This is a genomic window from Flavobacterium sp., assembly GCF_013822155.1.
Classification (GTDB): domain Bacteria; phylum Bacteroidota; class Bacteroidia; order Flavobacteriales; family Flavobacteriaceae; genus Flavobacterium.
This window is the reverse complement of the sequence record NZ_PNJW01000040.1, coordinates 14,512-30,570: the sequence shown is the minus strand read 5'-3', so window position 1 is coordinate 30,570 and position 16,059 is coordinate 14,512. Positions and strand designations below refer to the sequence as shown.

At 33.8% G+C, this 16,059-nt stretch carries 17 protein-coding genes and 1 pseudogene; 13 read left to right on the top strand and 5 right to left on the bottom strand.

The window, feature by feature from the left end:
• A pseudogene (locus C0512_RS10535) lies at positions 1-830 on the bottom strand (hypothetical protein); the annotation flags it as partial.
• 552 nt (positions 831-1,382) lie between these two features.
• The gene (locus tag C0512_RS10530; RefSeq protein ID WP_290861329.1) at positions 1,383-1,907 is read right to left on the bottom strand and encodes a methylated-DNA--[protein]-cysteine S-methyltransferase; all 525 of its coding nucleotides are present in this window, start codon (positions 1,905-1,907) and stop codon (positions 1,383-1,385) included.
• A 70-nt stretch (positions 1,908-1,977) separates the two neighbouring features.
• Here C0512_RS10530 and C0512_RS10525 point away from each other — a divergent pair, with 70 nt between their 5' ends.
• Both C0512_RS10525 and C0512_RS10520 read left to right on the top strand, forming a co-directional pair.
• On the top strand, positions 1,978-2,382 hold the full coding sequence (locus tag C0512_RS10525) for an iron chaperone (protein ID WP_290861327.1): 405 nt from the start codon (positions 1,978-1,980) through the stop codon (positions 2,380-2,382).
• Positions 2,383-2,496: 114 nt separating this feature from the next.
• Positions 2,497-2,757 (top strand): hypothetical protein, encoded by a 261-nt coding sequence (locus C0512_RS10520; RefSeq protein WP_290861325.1) that lies wholly within the window; start codon positions 2,497-2,499, stop codon positions 2,755-2,757.
• A gap of 46 nt (positions 2,758-2,803) precedes the next feature.
• On the opposite strand, the gene C0512_RS10515 is transcribed toward C0512_RS10520, so the two are convergent.
• Positions 2,804-4,780, bottom strand: coding sequence for a dehydrogenase E1 component subunit alpha/beta (locus C0512_RS10515; protein WP_290861323.1), 1,977 nt, complete (start codon positions 4,778-4,780; stop codon positions 2,804-2,806).
• 187 nt (positions 4,781-4,967) lie between these two features.
• Here C0512_RS10515 and C0512_RS10510 point away from each other — a divergent pair, with 187 nt between their 5' ends.
• The 9 genes from C0512_RS10510 (at position 4,968) to C0512_RS10470 (ending at position 11,533) form a co-directional block, all read left to right on the top strand.
• Entirely contained in the window at positions 4,968-5,918 is a 951-nt protein-coding gene (locus tag C0512_RS10510) for a 2-oxoglutarate and iron-dependent oxygenase domain-containing protein (protein ID WP_290861321.1), read from the top strand.
• Positions 5,919-6,044: 126 nt separating this feature from the next.
• On the top strand, positions 6,045-6,443 hold the full coding sequence (locus tag C0512_RS10505) for a GxxExxY protein (protein WP_290861319.1): 399 nt from the start codon (positions 6,045-6,047) through the stop codon (positions 6,441-6,443).
• Positions 6,444-6,526: 83 nt separating this feature from the next.
• Entirely contained in the window at positions 6,527-6,862 is a 336-nt protein-coding gene (locus C0512_RS10500) for a translation initiation factor (protein WP_290861317.1), read from the top strand.
• A gap of 77 nt (positions 6,863-6,939) precedes the next feature.
• Positions 6,940-7,815, top strand: a complete 876-nt coding sequence (locus C0512_RS10495) for a nucleoside phosphorylase (protein WP_290861315.1) — start codon at positions 6,940-6,942, stop codon at positions 7,813-7,815.
• Between the two features lie 74 nt (positions 7,816-7,889).
• Entirely contained in the window at positions 7,890-8,417 is a 528-nt protein-coding gene (locus C0512_RS10490; protein ID WP_290861313.1) for a GNAT family N-acetyltransferase, read from the top strand.
• Positions 8,418-8,484: 67 nt separating this feature from the next.
• Entirely contained in the window at positions 8,485-9,336 is an 852-nt protein-coding gene (locus tag C0512_RS10485) for a substrate-binding domain-containing protein (protein WP_290861311.1), read from the top strand.
• Positions 9,337-9,356: 20 nt separating this feature from the next.
• Positions 9,357-10,289 carry a transglutaminase domain-containing protein gene (locus tag C0512_RS10480; protein ID WP_290861309.1) on the top strand — a complete coding sequence of 311 codons (933 nt, stop codon included), beginning with the start codon at positions 9,357-9,359 and terminating at the stop codon, positions 10,287-10,289.
• A gap of 78 nt (positions 10,290-10,367) precedes the next feature.
• Positions 10,368-10,937, top strand: a complete 570-nt coding sequence (locus C0512_RS10475) for a hypothetical protein (RefSeq protein WP_290861307.1) — start codon at positions 10,368-10,370, stop codon at positions 10,935-10,937.
• 11 nt (positions 10,938-10,948) lie between these two features.
• Positions 10,949-11,533, top strand: coding sequence for a hypothetical protein (locus C0512_RS10470; RefSeq protein WP_290861305.1), 585 nt, complete (start codon positions 10,949-10,951; stop codon positions 11,531-11,533).
• Here C0512_RS10470 and corA read toward each other — a convergent pair whose 3' ends face one another.
• Complete coding sequence (gene corA / locus C0512_RS10465; protein WP_290861303.1) at positions 11,534-12,610, bottom strand: magnesium/cobalt transporter CorA; 1,077 nt, start codon at positions 12,608-12,610, stop codon at positions 11,534-11,536. It abuts the gene before it with no gap.
• Positions 12,611-12,688: 78 nt separating this feature from the next.
• Between corA and hutI the strand changes: the two genes are divergently transcribed.
• Complete coding sequence (gene hutI, locus C0512_RS10460; protein ID WP_290861301.1) at positions 12,689-13,927, top strand: imidazolonepropionase; 1,239 nt, start codon at positions 12,689-12,691, stop codon at positions 13,925-13,927.
• A gap of 43 nt (positions 13,928-13,970) precedes the next feature.
• Here the strand turns inward: hutI and C0512_RS10455 are convergent, their stop codons facing one another.
• The gene (locus C0512_RS10455) at positions 13,971-14,855 is read right to left on the bottom strand and encodes a hypothetical protein (protein WP_290861299.1); all 885 of its coding nucleotides are present in this window, start codon (positions 14,853-14,855) and stop codon (positions 13,971-13,973) included.
• Between the two features lie 103 nt (positions 14,856-14,958).
• Here C0512_RS10455 and C0512_RS10450 point away from each other — a divergent pair, with 103 nt between their 5' ends.
• On the top strand, positions 14,959-15,999 hold the full coding sequence (locus C0512_RS10450) for a formimidoylglutamase (RefSeq protein ID WP_290861297.1): 1,041 nt from the start codon (positions 14,959-14,961) through the stop codon (positions 15,997-15,999).
• Positions 16,000-16,059 lie beyond the last annotated feature (60 nt).

Below are 16,059 nucleotides of genomic sequence, written 5' to 3'. Positions count from 1 at the left end.
TTGTCATCATCCTTATTAAAATCTCTTGAAAATCTATCAGAATCTAATAATATTTTAAAAATGACAAGTAATCTTTTTTCAAATTCCTCTCTTGGTATGTTGATAATTAGTTCACCATTTTCATTGTCAAAATCTATCCCTGATAATTGGCGGGCTTCTTCATAGTTATAAAATCTTTCAAGATTTGTTATCTCAAAATCAGAAATATCAAGTTTAATTCCTTCCTCTTTTTCAAGAACTTCTTGTCCTTCGAGAAACAAATTATATGCTTTTAAGGGTTTCAAAATTTTAGCTCTACTTTCATTTAGTACATCACAAATATCTTCAATATTTAAACCGTCTTCATAATACATTTCAGCAACAAAAGCATATTGATTGCCTGTTTTCCATTTTTCAAGAGTGTTACCCTGATGCCTTTCATATATTATTGGATTTGCTAGAAGTCGATTTGGAGCAATATAACATCTAAGCTTTCTGTCAACTGGAAAACTATTTTTTAAAATATTCTGTAATAAAGTATTTGCTTTTGCATTTGATAGATATTTTTTTGGTTCATGTAATAATTTTAATGCCGCAGTTCTTCTATTTCCTTCAAGTACAACCTTCTTATTGTTTTCAATACAGATTATAGGTTCTTCTCCAACAAAATAACCTTCTTCTGAAATTTTTTTTGCTAATTCATAAACTTTTTCATTCTCAATAAGGAATTTCATTATTTGAGTTTGGTTTAACGGTACTCCTCTATATTTAATTCTTGGGTTGTTTAAGTCCAAACTTAAAGAATTCAATGTGTATTCAAATGTTTCCCAAGTAGAGTAGTCTATATACATAATTTTTATCTTATTATTTAGTATTTCAAAATTACAGTCAATTGATAGATATCATCAAATATATACAACTTTTTCGTTCATTTCAAAAATTAATCAAGATTTTCTTATTGTTTTTGTTTGCTAATGGTCAGGGGATATTTGCTTTAAAAACTAAATGAATTGATTTATATGTAGAACGTTTGGATCTTCAATGAAAACGTTTGGGTCTTCAAAGGGAAGTGTTTGGTCTTCGAAGGGAAGTGTTTGGTCTTAGAAGCGAAGTGTTTGGTCTTCAAAGGCAGGTGTTTGGTCTTCAAAGCAATCGTTTGTGTCTTCAAAGGGAACGTTTGGGTCTTCAAAGGGAACGTTTGGGTCTTCGAAGCGAACGTTTGGGTCTTCAATGGAAACGTTTGGGTCTTCAAAGGGAACGTTTGGGTCTTCAAAGCAAACGTTTTGGACTTCAATGAAAACGTTTGGGTCTTCAATGGAAACGTTTATAAAAAAAATGATCTAGCGTTGGTTGTTTTTTTCTGAGTTGTTGCTAAGGTGACTTGTGTTGCGAATTCAACTGCCTCAAAACAGCTCCAATTGATTCCCCTGCTCCAACTCCAGCAACCTCTTTTTAGAGGATAATCCACCGGCATAACCCACTAACTCTTGGTTGCTGCCAATGATTCGATGACACGGAACGATAATGGAAATTGCATTCGCACCATTAGCTGAAGCAACTGCCCGAATTGCTTTTGGATTGTTGAGTTGTTTGGATAAACCAAGATAAGTCATTGTTTTGCCATATTCAATTTGTTGAAGTGCTTTCCAAACCGATTGCTGAAAATCAGTACCGACGAACAAAAGAGGCAAATCAAAAACAGTTAGCTTTTTGTTGAAATAAGCCGCTAATTGTTTTTGCGTTTCTGCTAATAGAGCGGTAGGTTGTTCGATAAATTCAGCATTTAATCCCTTTAAAATACGGGTATCTACTTCTTGACGCATTTTGCGGTAACGCCAATCACACAAACACAATTGGTTGTTGAAATCACCCAAAATAAGTTCTCCAACAGGTGATTTATATAGGGTTGTTTTGAGTTGTACATTCATAAATTGAAAATTAGCACTAATCCAAAGATACAATTTTATAACTTTGTTTTTTTGGTCTATTTTTATAATTATGATGAAAACCAACTTTAAATCAGTGGATGACTATTGGAATGCTCAACCGGAGGAAACCTTACTTTCGTTAGTAAACCTGCAACAGACTATTAATGATTTTGTTGCGGATAGTGAATGGTATATCAGCTATCAAATTCCAACGGTTCGGTATCAAGGAAAGCCACTGCTTGCTATTGCGGGGTATCAGCATCATTGCAGTTTGTATGTGATGAGCAAGGCGATTGTTTCTTTACTGGAAAAGGAGCTTGCCGGGTTTGATTATTCGGGTACGACCATTCGTTTTCAGCCTACTCAATCGCTACCAAAAAACTTGATTGAAAAAATCATTGCCTTGCGAAAAGAGGAAATAGCTCTTGTTTTAGAAGCTAAAAGATCTCGTAAAAAAGGCAGTAGTGAAAAATAACCTTATAGTAACTTACTAATCAACGCTTAACACTCTTTTAAAAAACTAATAACGTTAAGTTTCCAAGCAATTATTTTATACTGTTTACCTTTATACTTTCTAAAAATCCTTGCTATGGAAAAGAAAGTTGCCCTTATCACCTTAGTTATCTTAGTGATATCAATGGGTTTATACTATTTTACACAATCGAATGTTTTGGGTGTTGTTTGCTTTTTTATTATTTTGATTGTTTCTATCATCAACAGTATCTTTCTCACCGATTTTATCATTAAAAAGCTAAAGCACATCAAACTTTATGAAGTTGTTTCGACAGATGCCTCACTTGCTTTTATAAATATAGTTATTGCGTTTGTTTCTGTTCAAATTTTAATTTGATTAAATAGGGTGTTTTAGAAATCAATTGAAAAAATAAACCTTTATACTAATACGCCACCAACTCTAACAATTCTTTTTCAAATCGTCCTTTAGCCATGTATTGATCTTCTAGGGCTTTCACAAAAGGTATCGGCGATTCTAAACTGCCTACCCGGCGAACAGGTCCATCTAAATGTTCAAAGCAATTTTCCATAATCATTGCCGAAATATCGCTGGCAATACCACCAAATATTGTGTCTTCTTGAAGAATAATACATTTGTTTGTTTTCTTAACAGAGGCATATATAGCATCGATATCTAAGGGTTGCAGGGTTCTTAAATCCAGTAAATCAGCACTGATTTCAGGATGCTTGGCTAATGTTTCCAATGCCCAATGCACACCGGCACCAAAGGAAATGACGGTAACCTGTGTTCCTTCTTTCAATAAAGCAGCTTTTCCAAACGGAATGGTGTAATAGTCTGTGGGAACTTCTTGATAGATGCTACGATAAAGGCCCTTGTGTTCAAAATACATGACCGGATTCGGGTCGTTAATAGCCGTGTTTAATAGTCCTTTTGCATCATAAGGGAATGCGGGATAGACTACTTTTAATCCGGGGGTTTTGGTGAACCAGGCTTCATTGGTTTGGGAGTGAAACGGTCCTGCTTGAGAACCACCGCCACAAGGCATTCGCACTACTACATCGGCAGATTCCTGCCAACGGTAGTGTACTTTTGCTAAATAATTTACAATTGGATTAAACCCCGTGGAAACAAAATCAGCAAACTGCATCTCGACAATGGCTTTATAACCGTTGATGGACAAGCCCATTCCGGCCGAAACAACAGCACTTTCGCAGATAGGTGTGTTGCGAACACGTTCTTTTCCAAAGAGATTCACAAAACCATCGGTCACTTTAAATGCTCCACCATATTCGGCAATATCCTGCCCCATTAAAACTAAGTTTGAATGGCGTTCCATGGATTGTTTTAAACTTTGTGTTATGGCATCAATCACCCGAATGTTCTCAACTTTATCATCGTGTTTAAATTCCTCAAAATCATAGGGTTTATATACATCATTTAATTCTTCACTCAAATCAGCAATAATATCCGGTTCGTCAAAAGCAATGTGGATATTTTCATCTATTTCCTGTTTGTAAGCAGTATGGATTGCTTCATCATAAGCAATGGTTAGCAAACCGATTTCCTTTAAATACTCACGGTAATTGTCTATTGGATCTTTTTGAGCCCACTCATCCATCAAATCCTGCGGAACATATTTTGTTCCACTCGCCTCTTCATGCCCACGCATTCTGAAGGTTTGAAACTCCAACAAAACAGGTCGTGGATTTTCTCGCAACGACGTTGCTAAATCAGCAACTTTAGTATAAACTTCTAAAATATTATTCCCGTCTATAATATGGCTTTCCATGCCGTAGCCAATTCCTTTGTCTGCTAAATTGGTACAACGATATTGTTCGTTGGTAGGTGTCGAAAGACCGTAGCCATTATTTTCTATCACAAACAAAACCGGTAAATCCCATACAGCAGCTATATTTAAAGCTTCATGAAAATCCCCTTCGCTGGTTGCTCCTTCTCCTGTAAATACAGCAGTTATTTTTCCGTTTTTCTTTAACTTATTGGCCAAAGCAATACCATCGGCAACGCCTAATTGCGGGCCTAAATGCGATATCATCCCAATGATTTTGAACTCTTGTGTTCCAAAATGAAAGGATCGGTCTCTTCCTTTGGTGAAACCGCTTTTCTTGCCTTGCCATTGGGCAAATAAACGATTTAAAGGTATATCTCTGGTGGTAAAAACACCTAAATTTCGGTGCATCGGAAGAATATATTCCTCTTTATCCATAGCAGCTGTAATTCCAACTGATATGGCTTCCTGACCAATGCCGGAGAACCATTTGGAAACTTTACCCTGACGAAGTAAAATAAGCATTTTTTCTTCTATCAATCGGGGCTTGAGTAAACGGGTATATAAATCGAGAAGTGTAGAATCAGAAAGATTTTTTCTATCGAAAATCATAGTATAGCTGTTTTAAACGCTCCCAAAAGTACAAAAAATAACAAATTGTAATTGAATTGTTATACTTTTTTAAATGTAGTTTTTTCAACTGTTCATAACTTTCAATTTTGCAGATAGAAATATTTATTTACATTTGTATTTACAAGCATTCAACTCACTTTGAGTTATTAACAAATAATCATTTAGTATGCAAAAAATTCCTAGTGTTGACTTGCGTGATTTCCTATCGGATGACCCGGTACGCAAACAAAAATTTGTAAATGAAATCGGAAAAGCTTATTCAGACATAGGGTTTGTTGCCCTCAAAGGTCATTTTTTAGATGACCGCTTGGTGGGCGAATTATACAGTGAAGTGCGTAATTTTTTCTCCCTTCCTGTAGAAACAAAATTGAAGTATGAAATTCCGGGAATTGGTGGGCAACGCGGCTATGTTTCGTTTGGAAAAGAACACGCTAAAGGACGTTCTGCCGGTGATTTAAAAGAATTTTGGCACTTTGGTCAATATGTGGAGAAAGATTCCAAGTATGCGGATGAATATCCTGATAACGTAGAAGTAGCTGAATTACCAAAATTCAATTCAACCGGAAAAGAAGCGTATCAAATGCTTGAAAAAACGGGTATTTATGTGTTGAGAGCTTTGGCCTTATATTTAGGATTAGATGAGTTTTATTTTGATAATTACATCAAAGAAGGCAATAGCATATTACGACCAATTCATTATCCTCCAATTACGGATGAGCCTAAAGATGCTGTTCGTGCTGCTGCTCATGGAGACATCAACCTGATTACCCTTTTGATGGGAGCTCAGGGAAAAGGATTGCAGGTTCAAAACCACAACGGAGAATGGATTGATGCCATGGCTGAACCGGATGAATTGATGATTAATGTAGGCGACATGTTGTCTAGACACACGAATAATAAATTAAAATCAACCATTCATCAAGTAGTGAATCCACCGAGGGAATTATGGGGAAATTCAAGGTATTCTATTCCTTTTTTCATGCATCCGGTAAGTGACATGCGATTAGACGTGTTAGAAAACTGTATTGATGAAAAAAATCCAAAATTATACGACGATATTTCAGCCGGAGAATTCCTGCATGAACGATTGGTTGATTTGGGATTGATTAAGAAGTAATTTTCATTATAGATAAATAACCAAATTCCATTTATTTGGGGTTTGGTTTTTTATTAAACACTATATTAGTATATGCCATATTGGAACGCGGATTTTACAGATTCAAACCATTAAAAAAATAACTATATGCACTTATTACACCAAGAATTGACAGCACTCATTTTGAAAACATTTTATGAAGTATATAACGAATTGGGATACGGATTTTTAGAAAAAGTATACCAAAATGCTTTATTTTTAGAATTAAAAGAAAAAGGATTAAATGTTGTTCCAAATAGAAAGATTAATGTTTTTTATAAAGGAATTAATGTTGGAGATTATTATTCCGACTTAATGGTTAATGACACTGTTATATTAGAATTAAAAGCAGCAGAATATGTAGTTGAAGAATTTGAAACACAATTATTAAATTATTTAAAAGCAACAGACTGCGAAGTTGGTTTATTACTTAATTTCGGTAAGAAGCCTGAATTCAGGAGGAAAATATTTGAAAACAAAAGAAAGATAAGAAAAAATCCTTCTTAATCTGCTTCTTGCGAAGCAAATCCGTCAACATCAGCGTTTCGCATAGCGAATCTGTAAAATCCGCGTTCTAAATAAATAACATCATGCACGATTTAAGCGAACAATTAAAAAAACTCTTCCCTGACCACCAACCTTCGAATGAACCGGAGCAGGTAGATGAAACTCCACACGAATTATATGTTCAGAAAGAACCAATGATTTGTAAATTTGAAAAGCGAAAAGGAAAACCAACCACTATTATTTCAGGTTATGAAGGCACAGAGGAAGATTTTAAAATTTTGTCTAAAGAAATTAAGAGTAAATTAGCCGTTGGCGGTAGCTTCAAAGATGATGAAATAATCATTCAAGGCGATTACCGTGATAAAATAATGAAAATACTCCAAGAGAAAGGATTTAAAACCAAACGAGTTGGAGGATAGTTTTTTTGTTTAATGTTGTTCACTTAAACTCTTAAACAATTTAAACTTTTAAACCCTTTAAACTATTTAAACAAACTATGATACAATCTTCAGAATTAATTCTAAACCCCGATGGTAGTGTTTACCACATTAATTTAAAACCGGGTCAAATTGCCAACGACATTATATTTGTTGGCGATCAAAACAGAGTTGAAAAAATCACAAAACATTTTGACACTATCGAATTTTCAACTCAAAAAAGAGAATTCAAAACGCAAACCGGTACCTATAAAGGCAAACGATTAACAGTTATGTCAACGGGAATTGGTCCTGACAATATAGACATCGTAATGAATGAATTAGACGCACTGGTCAATATCGATTTGGAAACGCGAACTGTAAAAGAAAAATTAACTTCTTTAAATATCATCCGTTTTGGAACTTCGGGCTCTTTACAAGCCTCTATCCCTGTGGATAGTATTGTGATGAGTCAGTATGGATTAGGGTTAGACAATATGCTTCGCTCCTATTTAATAGATTCTATTGCTGAAAAAGAGATGGAAGATGCGTTTATTGCTCAAACGAATTGGGATTTAAAAAAAGGCCGTCCCTACGTAATCAAAGGAAGTGAAACGTTAGCAGCCAGATTAGACGGCCCTCATATTTATAAAGGATTTACTGGAACTGCCGGAGGGTTTTACGGTCCTCAAGGAAGAGTATTGCGATTAGGAATTCAAGACCCTGAATTAAATTTAAAAATGGATGCTTTTAATTTTAAAGGAATTCAAATGACAAATTTAGAGATGGAAACCGGAGCCATTTATGGTTTAGGTAAATTATTAGGGCATGAATGTTTGTCGTTAAACGCCATTATCGCTAACCGTGCAACCGGAACATTTAGTGAAGATCCCTATAAAGCGGTGGATGGTTTGATTGAATATGCGTTAAACAAGTTAGTCGATAATGATTTATGAACACTGATATAAGAAATTTGAGAAATTTTTAAAATTATTCTAATTTCTTATATCTGTGTTCCAAAAAACAAAATATGAATCTAACCCTTGAAACCAAACGCCTTCTAATTCGTCCGCTTGAATTAAGTGATGCCGAAGCCATGTTTGCCATGGATAACAATCCGAATGTGCATAAATACCTTTGGCAACAACCTACACAGGAAGTTAGTGAAACCATAAAAATCATAGAAATGGTGCAAAAGCAATACGAGAATAATAAAATTGGTCGTTTTGCCACTATTTTGAAAGAAACAGGTGAATTCATCGGTTGGACCGGAATAAAATTCGTGAACGACCATGTAGAAAACGGTAATACCAATTTCTATGATTACGGCTATCGATTGAATGAAAAATTTTGGAACAAAGGATATGCTACCGAAGCTTCCCTAGCTTGGTTGGATTATGGTTTTAATCAAATGAAGATTGAAAAAATGAATGCGTATACCCATTCTGAAAACGGAGCTTCCAATCATATTTTACAAAAAGTAGGATTTCAATTTATGGAAGATTATCCGGATAAGGATGGTGCGATTTGGAAATGGTGGATGATGAAGAATCTGTAAACTGTTGTCTGTTTTCCAAGTTCAAAAAACATCTTAATACTTAAATCTCCCATTTAATACTTATAAAATGAAAACCATCAAAATAGCAGGGGTTCCCGAACATTTCAATTTGCCATGGCATTTGTGCATCGAAAACGGGGAGTTTGAAGAAGCCGGAATCGATTTACAATGGACAGACGTTCCGGAAGGTACAGGAAAAATGTGTCAAATGTTAAGAGATGGTGAAACGGATATAGCCGTTATTTTAACCGAAGGAATTGTGAAGGATATCAATGCCGGAAATTCCTCTAAAATCGTGCAGGTTTATGTGGAAAGTCCACTCATTTGGGGAATTCATGTGGATGCTAAATCGAACTACAACTCGCTTACTGATTTAGAAAACACAAAAGTTGCAATTAGTCGATTGGGATCGGGTTCGCATTTAATGGCATTTGTGAATGCACAAAATCAAGGTTGGAAAACAGATGATTTACAGTTTGAAATTGTAAACACTATTGATGGAGCAGTTGAAGCGTTGTCAATCGGAAAAGCTGATTATTTCATGTGGGAAAAATTCATGACCAAACCTTTGGTGGACAACGGAACTTTTCGAAGAATAGCAGAATGCCCTACGCCATGGCCCTGTTTTGTGATTGCTGTTCGAAACGAAATCGTAGAACAAAATCCGCAAACCATCGAATTGATTTTAGAAATCATCAATACAACAACCGAAGAGTTTAAAGATATTCCAAGTATAAACAGAACATTAGCTTCACGTTACAATCAAAAAACGGAAGATATTGATAGTTGGTTATCTCAAACCCGGTGGTCACAAAAAAACATGACTGTTGAAACGTTAAACAAAGTCCAAAATCAACTTTTTGACCTTCACCTTATCGATAAAAAAGGTACTTTTGCTGAAATCGTGCACAGCTTTTAGCTTTTCGCCGTTTTACTGATATGAAAGTATTCGGAACATTCAATTATCAAGAGCTCAAAACCAAATTCCAAGTCAAAAAACCTTGGGACGATGTCCTCATTTTTGTTTTGAATATATTGATTGCGATTCCTTTATTTATCATTGTACATCAAAATTTAATTGACCCGGATTGGCCTTTTGACATCGACAGAGTTTTAATCGGGGTAATTATTATCTCGCTCATTCAGTTAATTTTACGTTTAATTAGAACCTTACTTATCATCGGAATTGGTGTATATCTGATTACTTTAATTTATGGAACCGTTTTCGGAGGTTATGGTTTTCAAAAAGTATTTCAAGATTATGGATATATGGTTTATTCGATGACAGATGATCCTAATCCGCAGGATATTGTTATTTCAAAACTGTTGCCATTTCCAAATAAATCGGATATCATAAAAGCAATTGATTTTAATAATCCAAGGGTTAGAAATTTTGCGTTGACAGCCACAACTCTACATTTCAAAGATATTGTTGGCCAAAAAGAACATCGTAAAATGATTCAGTGTTTTGCTGTATTTAAAGAAATCAGAAATCGTTGGAATTATGTAAATGACCCAAAGGGAGAAGAATATATTGCGACTGCTTCTGAGAGCTTAATTCATTTTTCCGGTGATTGTGACGATCATGCTATCTTAATGGCAGCTTGTATTCGGTCCATTGGTGGCACTCCCCGACTCATTCATACCGGAGGACATATCTATCCTGAGATGTTAGTCGGTAAAAAAAGTGAATTGGAAGCTGCCGTTTATTTAATTAAAGAAGTTTTATTTATTACAGAAAGTAAAAACAAAGAAATCCATTACCATATTGATGAAAGAGGTCAAATTTGGTTAAACTTAGATTATACCGCCCGTTATCCCGGAGGACCTTTTATGTCAGAAGAAATTCTTGGTGCATTGACGTTGAATTAATTTTAATTGAGATTTTGGTTAATTATTATCGAATAAAACTTCCTTTTTATATATTTACATACTTTATAAAACCAAAAAATGAAAAAGCTTTTTTTTATATTTTTAATGCTTACTCAACTATCTTTTGCACAAAACAATAATGCGTTTGATTTAGGAAAAAATGAAATCAAATTTGATGTGGTTTCCTTAGTTGCTTTGGGTAAAATTCATGTGAGTTATGAACGTTTTTTAAAATCCGATTTTTCAATTGGTATCAGTGGAATTTTGAACGAAAGTAATTCATTAGAAAATGATTATGTCAACGGGAAAAGCAGAACGCTCGAAGATTATCAAATAATCCCTTTTGTTCGTTATTCACTATCCAAAAGCCAAGTTCGTTATTATTTTATAGAAGTTTTTGTGTCTGCAAACAGTGGGACTTATCATGAATTAGAACGATTAATTGACGAGAATAATAATGGTTATTACCTCTCTGTCGACAAAAAATATTCCGATTTTGCCATCGGAGGTGCTGTAGGGCATAAATTCTATATCAAAGAAAAAATCGGAGTTGATATTTTTGTTGGTATGGGGAAAAATCTTTTCAGTAGTGGTGAAAGCCCGGAAATTGTTTCTCGCGTTGGAATTAATTTAGGTTACCGATTTTAATTAAAAATACTATGAAAACATTAAAATATACTTTATTTTTTGCGTTAGCTACTTTATTAATGGCAGCCGAATGTACCAAAGAAGATGATGAATTTTACAATGCTGTTTACACCACCATTCCCGGTTTAGTAACTGTTGAAACACAATCCAATTACCAGGTAAATGATGTATTATGGTTAAATACAAATACTTTTTCACGTTATTTAGCAGAACCAAATCAATCCACTCCTTTAGATGTTTTTAAAACTACGAATGCTTCAAAATTCAGTTTTTTATATTCTATTGAAAAGAAAACCGGTGAAGACCTTTGGGTAAGTGTTGCCAATGGGAACAACTTTATTGTTGAATCCGGATCGGTGTCCATCAATAATTATATTACTGCCTTTGCCATTTACAACCAAGTGACTGAGAAATATGAATTCAGAGGTGGAATAAAGCTAACCGAGCCGGGAGAATTTCGTATTGGATTTTTTGCAGGCTATAATGGTGAAAATTTTGATATCATTTCCGACAGTTCAACCAGTTCAACCTTTTTAACAATCGCAACTACAGCAAATAGCTTGGCTTCGGGTTATTATACTTTTACCGTAAATTAATTAAAACCATTTTTTACGCTTAAAATAAAATATCATTCCCATCACTAAAATAAACATGCCGGCTAAAGTGAAGAAATAACCATTGGGTTTCTTTAATTCAGGCATATTTTCGAAGTTCATTCCATATACTCCAACAATAAAAGTTAAGGGAATAAATATAACCGAAACGATTGTTAGTGTTTTCATGATTTCATTCATGCGGTGACTTTGGGCCGAAAAATAAAAACTGGATGAACTGTCAAGTGAGTTCATATCGTAATCTATTTGATCTAAAAGTTCCAGACTTTTTTGGTGTAAACGGGCAAAAAAAGTAAAATTTGACTTTTCAATTCCATTAAAATCATCATCATCTTGAATAGATTTTAAATTATATAACGAATCTTTTAACGGAATGATGGATCGTTTTAAATAGTTTAAATCTTCACGACATTTTTCAATACGAACCAAAACATCTTGTTTTTCATTTATTTTTGATTCTGTTTGAAGCTGCTCAATTAATTCTTCATATTTTTCAATGGTAATGTAAAAGTTTTCCATTACGGCATCTAACATTAAATACAGTAAAAAATCATTTTTCTTTTTGCAAACAATTCCGGAATTCGTTTTTATTCGTTCTCTGATGTGTGTAAAAAAATCACCTCTTTTTTCTTGAAAGGAAACCAATAAATTATTTTTTAATAAAAAACTGATTTGTTCAACATGCACATTTGTTTCATCTTCCTCAGGTAAAATAGATTTTATACTGAAAAATAAAACATCGCCCAATTCTTCCATACGGGTTCTTTTGGCAACATTTAAAATATCACCGGCAATATAACTGTCAATTCCAATAGATTCTACAATTTTTTTAATAAGTTCAACATCATGTAAACCATGTATGTTTAGCCATTTAACATCATCAGAGTCTAAAAGTGATTTAATCTCAACCTGACTGAAATCCAAATTTTTGGTTTCTGTATAAGATTCTGAATTATATACAAATAATTGCATTTCCACAGGATATTCTTTGTGATGTCCTGTATATTCAAAATAATTAGATACTACTTTTCGACCCTTTTTATATTTTAATCGTTTCACACGTTTTATTTTTTTATAAAATTAAGTGTTTTAATTATTTCATTCTATTTTTACGGTAAATTATTATGCTTTTACTTTATGAAAACGATGTTAATTAATATAAAAGAACTTATTCAGGTAAGAGAAACGGGAATTCTAAAAGTTTCAGGTGCAGAAATGGCAGTGTTGCCAACTATAAAAAATGCCTATCTTCTTTTTGAGAATGATATCATTTCAGATTTCGGAAGCATGGAAAATTGCCCCAATCAGACTTTTGATGAGCTAATTGATGCAACCGGAAGAGTTGTTTTGCCTACATGGTGCGATAGCCACACGCATCTAGTTTATGCCGGAAACCGAGTTCAGGAATTTGTGGATAGAATTAACGGATTGAGTTACGAAGAAATTGCCTATCGTGGTGGTGGAATTCTAAATTCAGCTCAAAAACTCAATGAAACCAGTGAAGAGGAAATTTATGAACAATCAAAAGTTCGTTTAGAAGAAGTGATGAAATTGGGAACCGGAGCTATCGAAATCAAATCCGGATATGGATTGACAGTGGAAGGCGAAATCAAAATGCTACGAGTAATCAGACGATTGGCGGAAAATTATCCTATCGAAATAAAAGCTACTTTTTTAGGATCTCATGCTTTTCCGAAAGAATATAAAGAAAATCATGCCGGTTATATTGATTTAATCATCAATGAAATGCTTCCTAAAATTGCTGCTGAAAAATTAGCTGATTACATTGATGCTTTTTTAGAAACAGGTTATTTTTCAGTAGAAGAAACCGAACGAATAATGATTGCCGGAAAAAAACATGGGTTAATTCCAAAAATACATGTTAATCAATTTACAGCAATTGGAGGTATTGAAGTTTGTGTGAAACATAATGCTTTAACCGTAGATCATTTAGAAGTAGTTACGGATGAAGACATCATAGTATTAAAAAATGCTGAAACCATGGCTGTTGCGTTGCCTTCTTGTAGTTATTTTATAAGCATACCCTATACGCCGGCCAGAAAAATGATTGATGCGGGTTTACCTTTAGCGTTAGCAACAGATTATAACCCGGGCACTACACCTTCCGGAAACATGAATTTTGTGGTGGCAACGGCTTGCATCAAAATGAAAATGACTCCGGAAGAAGCTGTCAATGCCGCAACGATTAATGGAGCTTATGCTATGGGAGTTTCAAATACACACGGGAGTATTACAAAAGGTAAAAAAGCTAATATAATTTTAACAAAACCAATTCATTCATTTTATCAATTGCCATATGAATTTGGCTCTAATCATATTGAAAAAGTATTTATTGAAGGGAAGTTAATTTCATAAAAAAAGGGGCTTAGTGCCCCTTTTTTTAAGTATTATTTAATTCTTATTTCAAAGTGAAACTAGTTTTTCCAACTAATTCAGCTTTGTCAAAAATATTCACAAAATAAGTTCCTTTTTCAAAATTTTCACCAGGAAGATTTTCAGAAACGTTTACTGTATTATTTTCATATTGAACTGTTGAAATAAAACTGTAAGTCAATGATTTATCACCAAACTCAACTAATTTCTTTTCCCCTAAAACATTGTTTTTGCTGTCAATTACTTGAATATAGTAAGACTTATCACCTGATTTAGCGACTTTGTTTTCAGCAATCGTAAAGTTAACTTTTAAAATATCAGCTCTTTTAGCTCGTTCAGTTTCAACTTCTTTACCAGAACTTTTTACTTTATAAGCTCCCGTTTTTAAATTTAAAATGGAAAGTTTAGACGCTTTTTCAACCGTTTTAGAAAGTTCTTCATTTTGTCCTGCTAATACTTGGTTGTACTCTTTAGCTTCTACTAAAATAGTTTTTGTACTATCAATTTCAGCTGTTAACTGTTGGTTCTTAACTTTTAACTCATCATTTTCACGAATTAAAACGTTCATTTTAGCTTGCAAATCAGCAATTTGTTGTTTGTATTTACCAATTGCAGCAGCATCACCTTTTGACTTTTTAACTTCTTCCATTAATTTAACCACTTTGTCACGCTCAGCAATTAATTCTTCAGACATTGAAGTGTTTTCTGCAATAGCTGCATCATAGGTCGTTTTCAACTGAGCTAATTCCGTAAGAGCATTTTCTTTCTCAGTAGTAACTGAGGACAACTCTGTTTCTACTTTTTTAGCGTCAGAGCTCATTTTAAACATATAGCCTAAACTGGCTAATAACAATAGCGACAATACCAATATTACCGCTTTTAATTTTGAATTGTTGTTTTGGTTTTCCATACTGTGTTGATTTTAGACAAAGTTAAATTTTATTTAGATTCGAATTGCAATACCATAACGTTATTTTATATAAAAATAGTATTTTTGGAGCAATATAATTTTTATGGAAAATTTAGTTCCGTTTACTTCAATAGATTTAGGCAAGATTACCAGCCATCGAAGTGGTGAAATAAAGTTTGGTGAAAAAATGCTAACAATTCCAAAAGATGTTGATACCATTCAATTTCTAAACGAATGTAAAGCAAGATTTGTTTTATTCGGAATTCCGGAAGACATTGGTGTGAGAGCAAATGCCGGGAGACCAGGTGCAGCTTCAGCGTGGGAAAGTGCCATTAAAAGCATCGCTAACATTCAGCATAATCGATTTTGTAAAGGAAGTCAACTGCTTATTTTAGGCTCACTTGATGTCAAAGAAGAGCTTAAACAAGCTGAAAATCTTAATTTTCATGATGTTGATGATCGCAAAAAATTCTCCATTTTAGTAGAAAAATTAGATAAAGAAGTATCTCATATTATATTTACCATTGTAAAAGCCGGGAAAATTCCAATTATTATTGGTGGAGGTCATAACAATGCTTACGGAAACATTAAAGGAACTGCTTTAGCTAAAGGAAAACCTATTAATGCCATTAATTTAGACGCTCATTCTGATTTTAGAATTTTAGAAGGTCGACATAGCGGCAATGGTTTTTCTTATTCATTTGATGAGGGTTTTTTAAAAAAGTATTTCATTTTTGGTTTGCATGAAAGTTATACTTCAAAAAATGTTTTACTACGGTTAAAGGATTTAGAAGATCGTGTTCGATTCAATACGTATGATGAGATTTCCATTCGTAAAGTAAAAAACTTTGAACAAGAATTAAACCAAGCCTTGTCCTTTATAAAAAACGATTATTTTGGAATTGAAATTGACTTAGATTCTATTCCAAACATTGCCAGTAGTGCTATGACTCCTAGTGGTTTTTCAGTAGAACAGGCTAGACAATTAATTCATCATTTTGGACAACATGCTAACGCTTCTTATCTTCATATTTGTGAAGGAGCTCCGGATTTATGTGATGAGAAAAATCCACAAATGATAGGTAAATTAATGGGGTATTTAATCACTGATTTTATCAAAGCAAAAAATATTTTAACGGAATAACTACTTATAATGTCAAAAAGCTAAGCCTTTTTAGGTCTAATTTATTTAACCTATCTTTGC

Bases quoted from the DNA above. Each gene is read 5' to 3' on its own strand.
- C0512_RS10515 (WP_290861323.1), bottom strand. From the start codon at position 4,780: ATGATTTTCGATAGAAAAAATCTTTCTGATTCTACACTTCTCGATTTA.
- C0512_RS10485 (WP_290861311.1), top strand. From the start codon at position 8,485: ATGAAAACCATCAAAATAGCAGGGGTTCCCGAACATTTCAATTTGCCA.
- C0512_RS10470 (WP_290861305.1), top strand. From the start codon at position 10,949: ATGAAAACATTAAAATATACTTTATTTTTTGCGTTAGCTACTTTATTA.
- C0512_RS10450 (WP_290861297.1), top strand. From the start codon at position 14,959: ATGGAAAATTTAGTTCCGTTTACTTCAATAGATTTAGGCAAGATTACC.
- C0512_RS10490 (WP_290861313.1), top strand. From the start codon at position 7,890: ATGAATCTAACCCTTGAAACCAAACGCCTTCTAATTCGTCCGCTTGAA.
- C0512_RS10475 (WP_290861307.1), top strand. From the start codon at position 10,368: ATGAAAAAGCTTTTTTTTATATTTTTAATGCTTACTCAACTATCTTTT.
- C0512_RS10510 (WP_290861321.1), top strand. From the start codon at position 4,968: ATGCAAAAAATTCCTAGTGTTGACTTGCGTGATTTCCTATCGGATGAC.
- C0512_RS10480 (WP_290861309.1), top strand. From the start codon at position 9,357: ATGAAAGTATTCGGAACATTCAATTATCAAGAGCTCAAAACCAAATTC.
- hutI (WP_290861301.1), top strand. From the start codon at position 12,689: ATGAAAACGATGTTAATTAATATAAAAGAACTTATTCAGGTAAGAGAA.
- C0512_RS10455 (WP_290861299.1), bottom strand. From the start codon at position 14,855: ATGGAAAACCAAAACAACAATTCAAAATTAAAAGCGGTAATATTGGTA.
- C0512_RS10530 (WP_290861329.1), bottom strand. From the start codon at position 1,907: ATGAATGTACAACTCAAAACAACCCTATATAAATCACCTGTTGGAGAA.
- C0512_RS10520 (WP_290861325.1), top strand. From the start codon at position 2,497: ATGGAAAAGAAAGTTGCCCTTATCACCTTAGTTATCTTAGTGATATCA.
- C0512_RS10495 (WP_290861315.1), top strand. From the start codon at position 6,940: ATGATACAATCTTCAGAATTAATTCTAAACCCCGATGGTAGTGTTTAC.
- C0512_RS10525 (WP_290861327.1), top strand. From the start codon at position 1,978: ATGATGAAAACCAACTTTAAATCAGTGGATGACTATTGGAATGCTCAA.
- C0512_RS10505 (WP_290861319.1), top strand. From the start codon at position 6,045: ATGCACTTATTACACCAAGAATTGACAGCACTCATTTTGAAAACATTT.
- C0512_RS10500 (WP_290861317.1), top strand. From the start codon at position 6,527: ATGCACGATTTAAGCGAACAATTAAAAAAACTCTTCCCTGACCACCAA.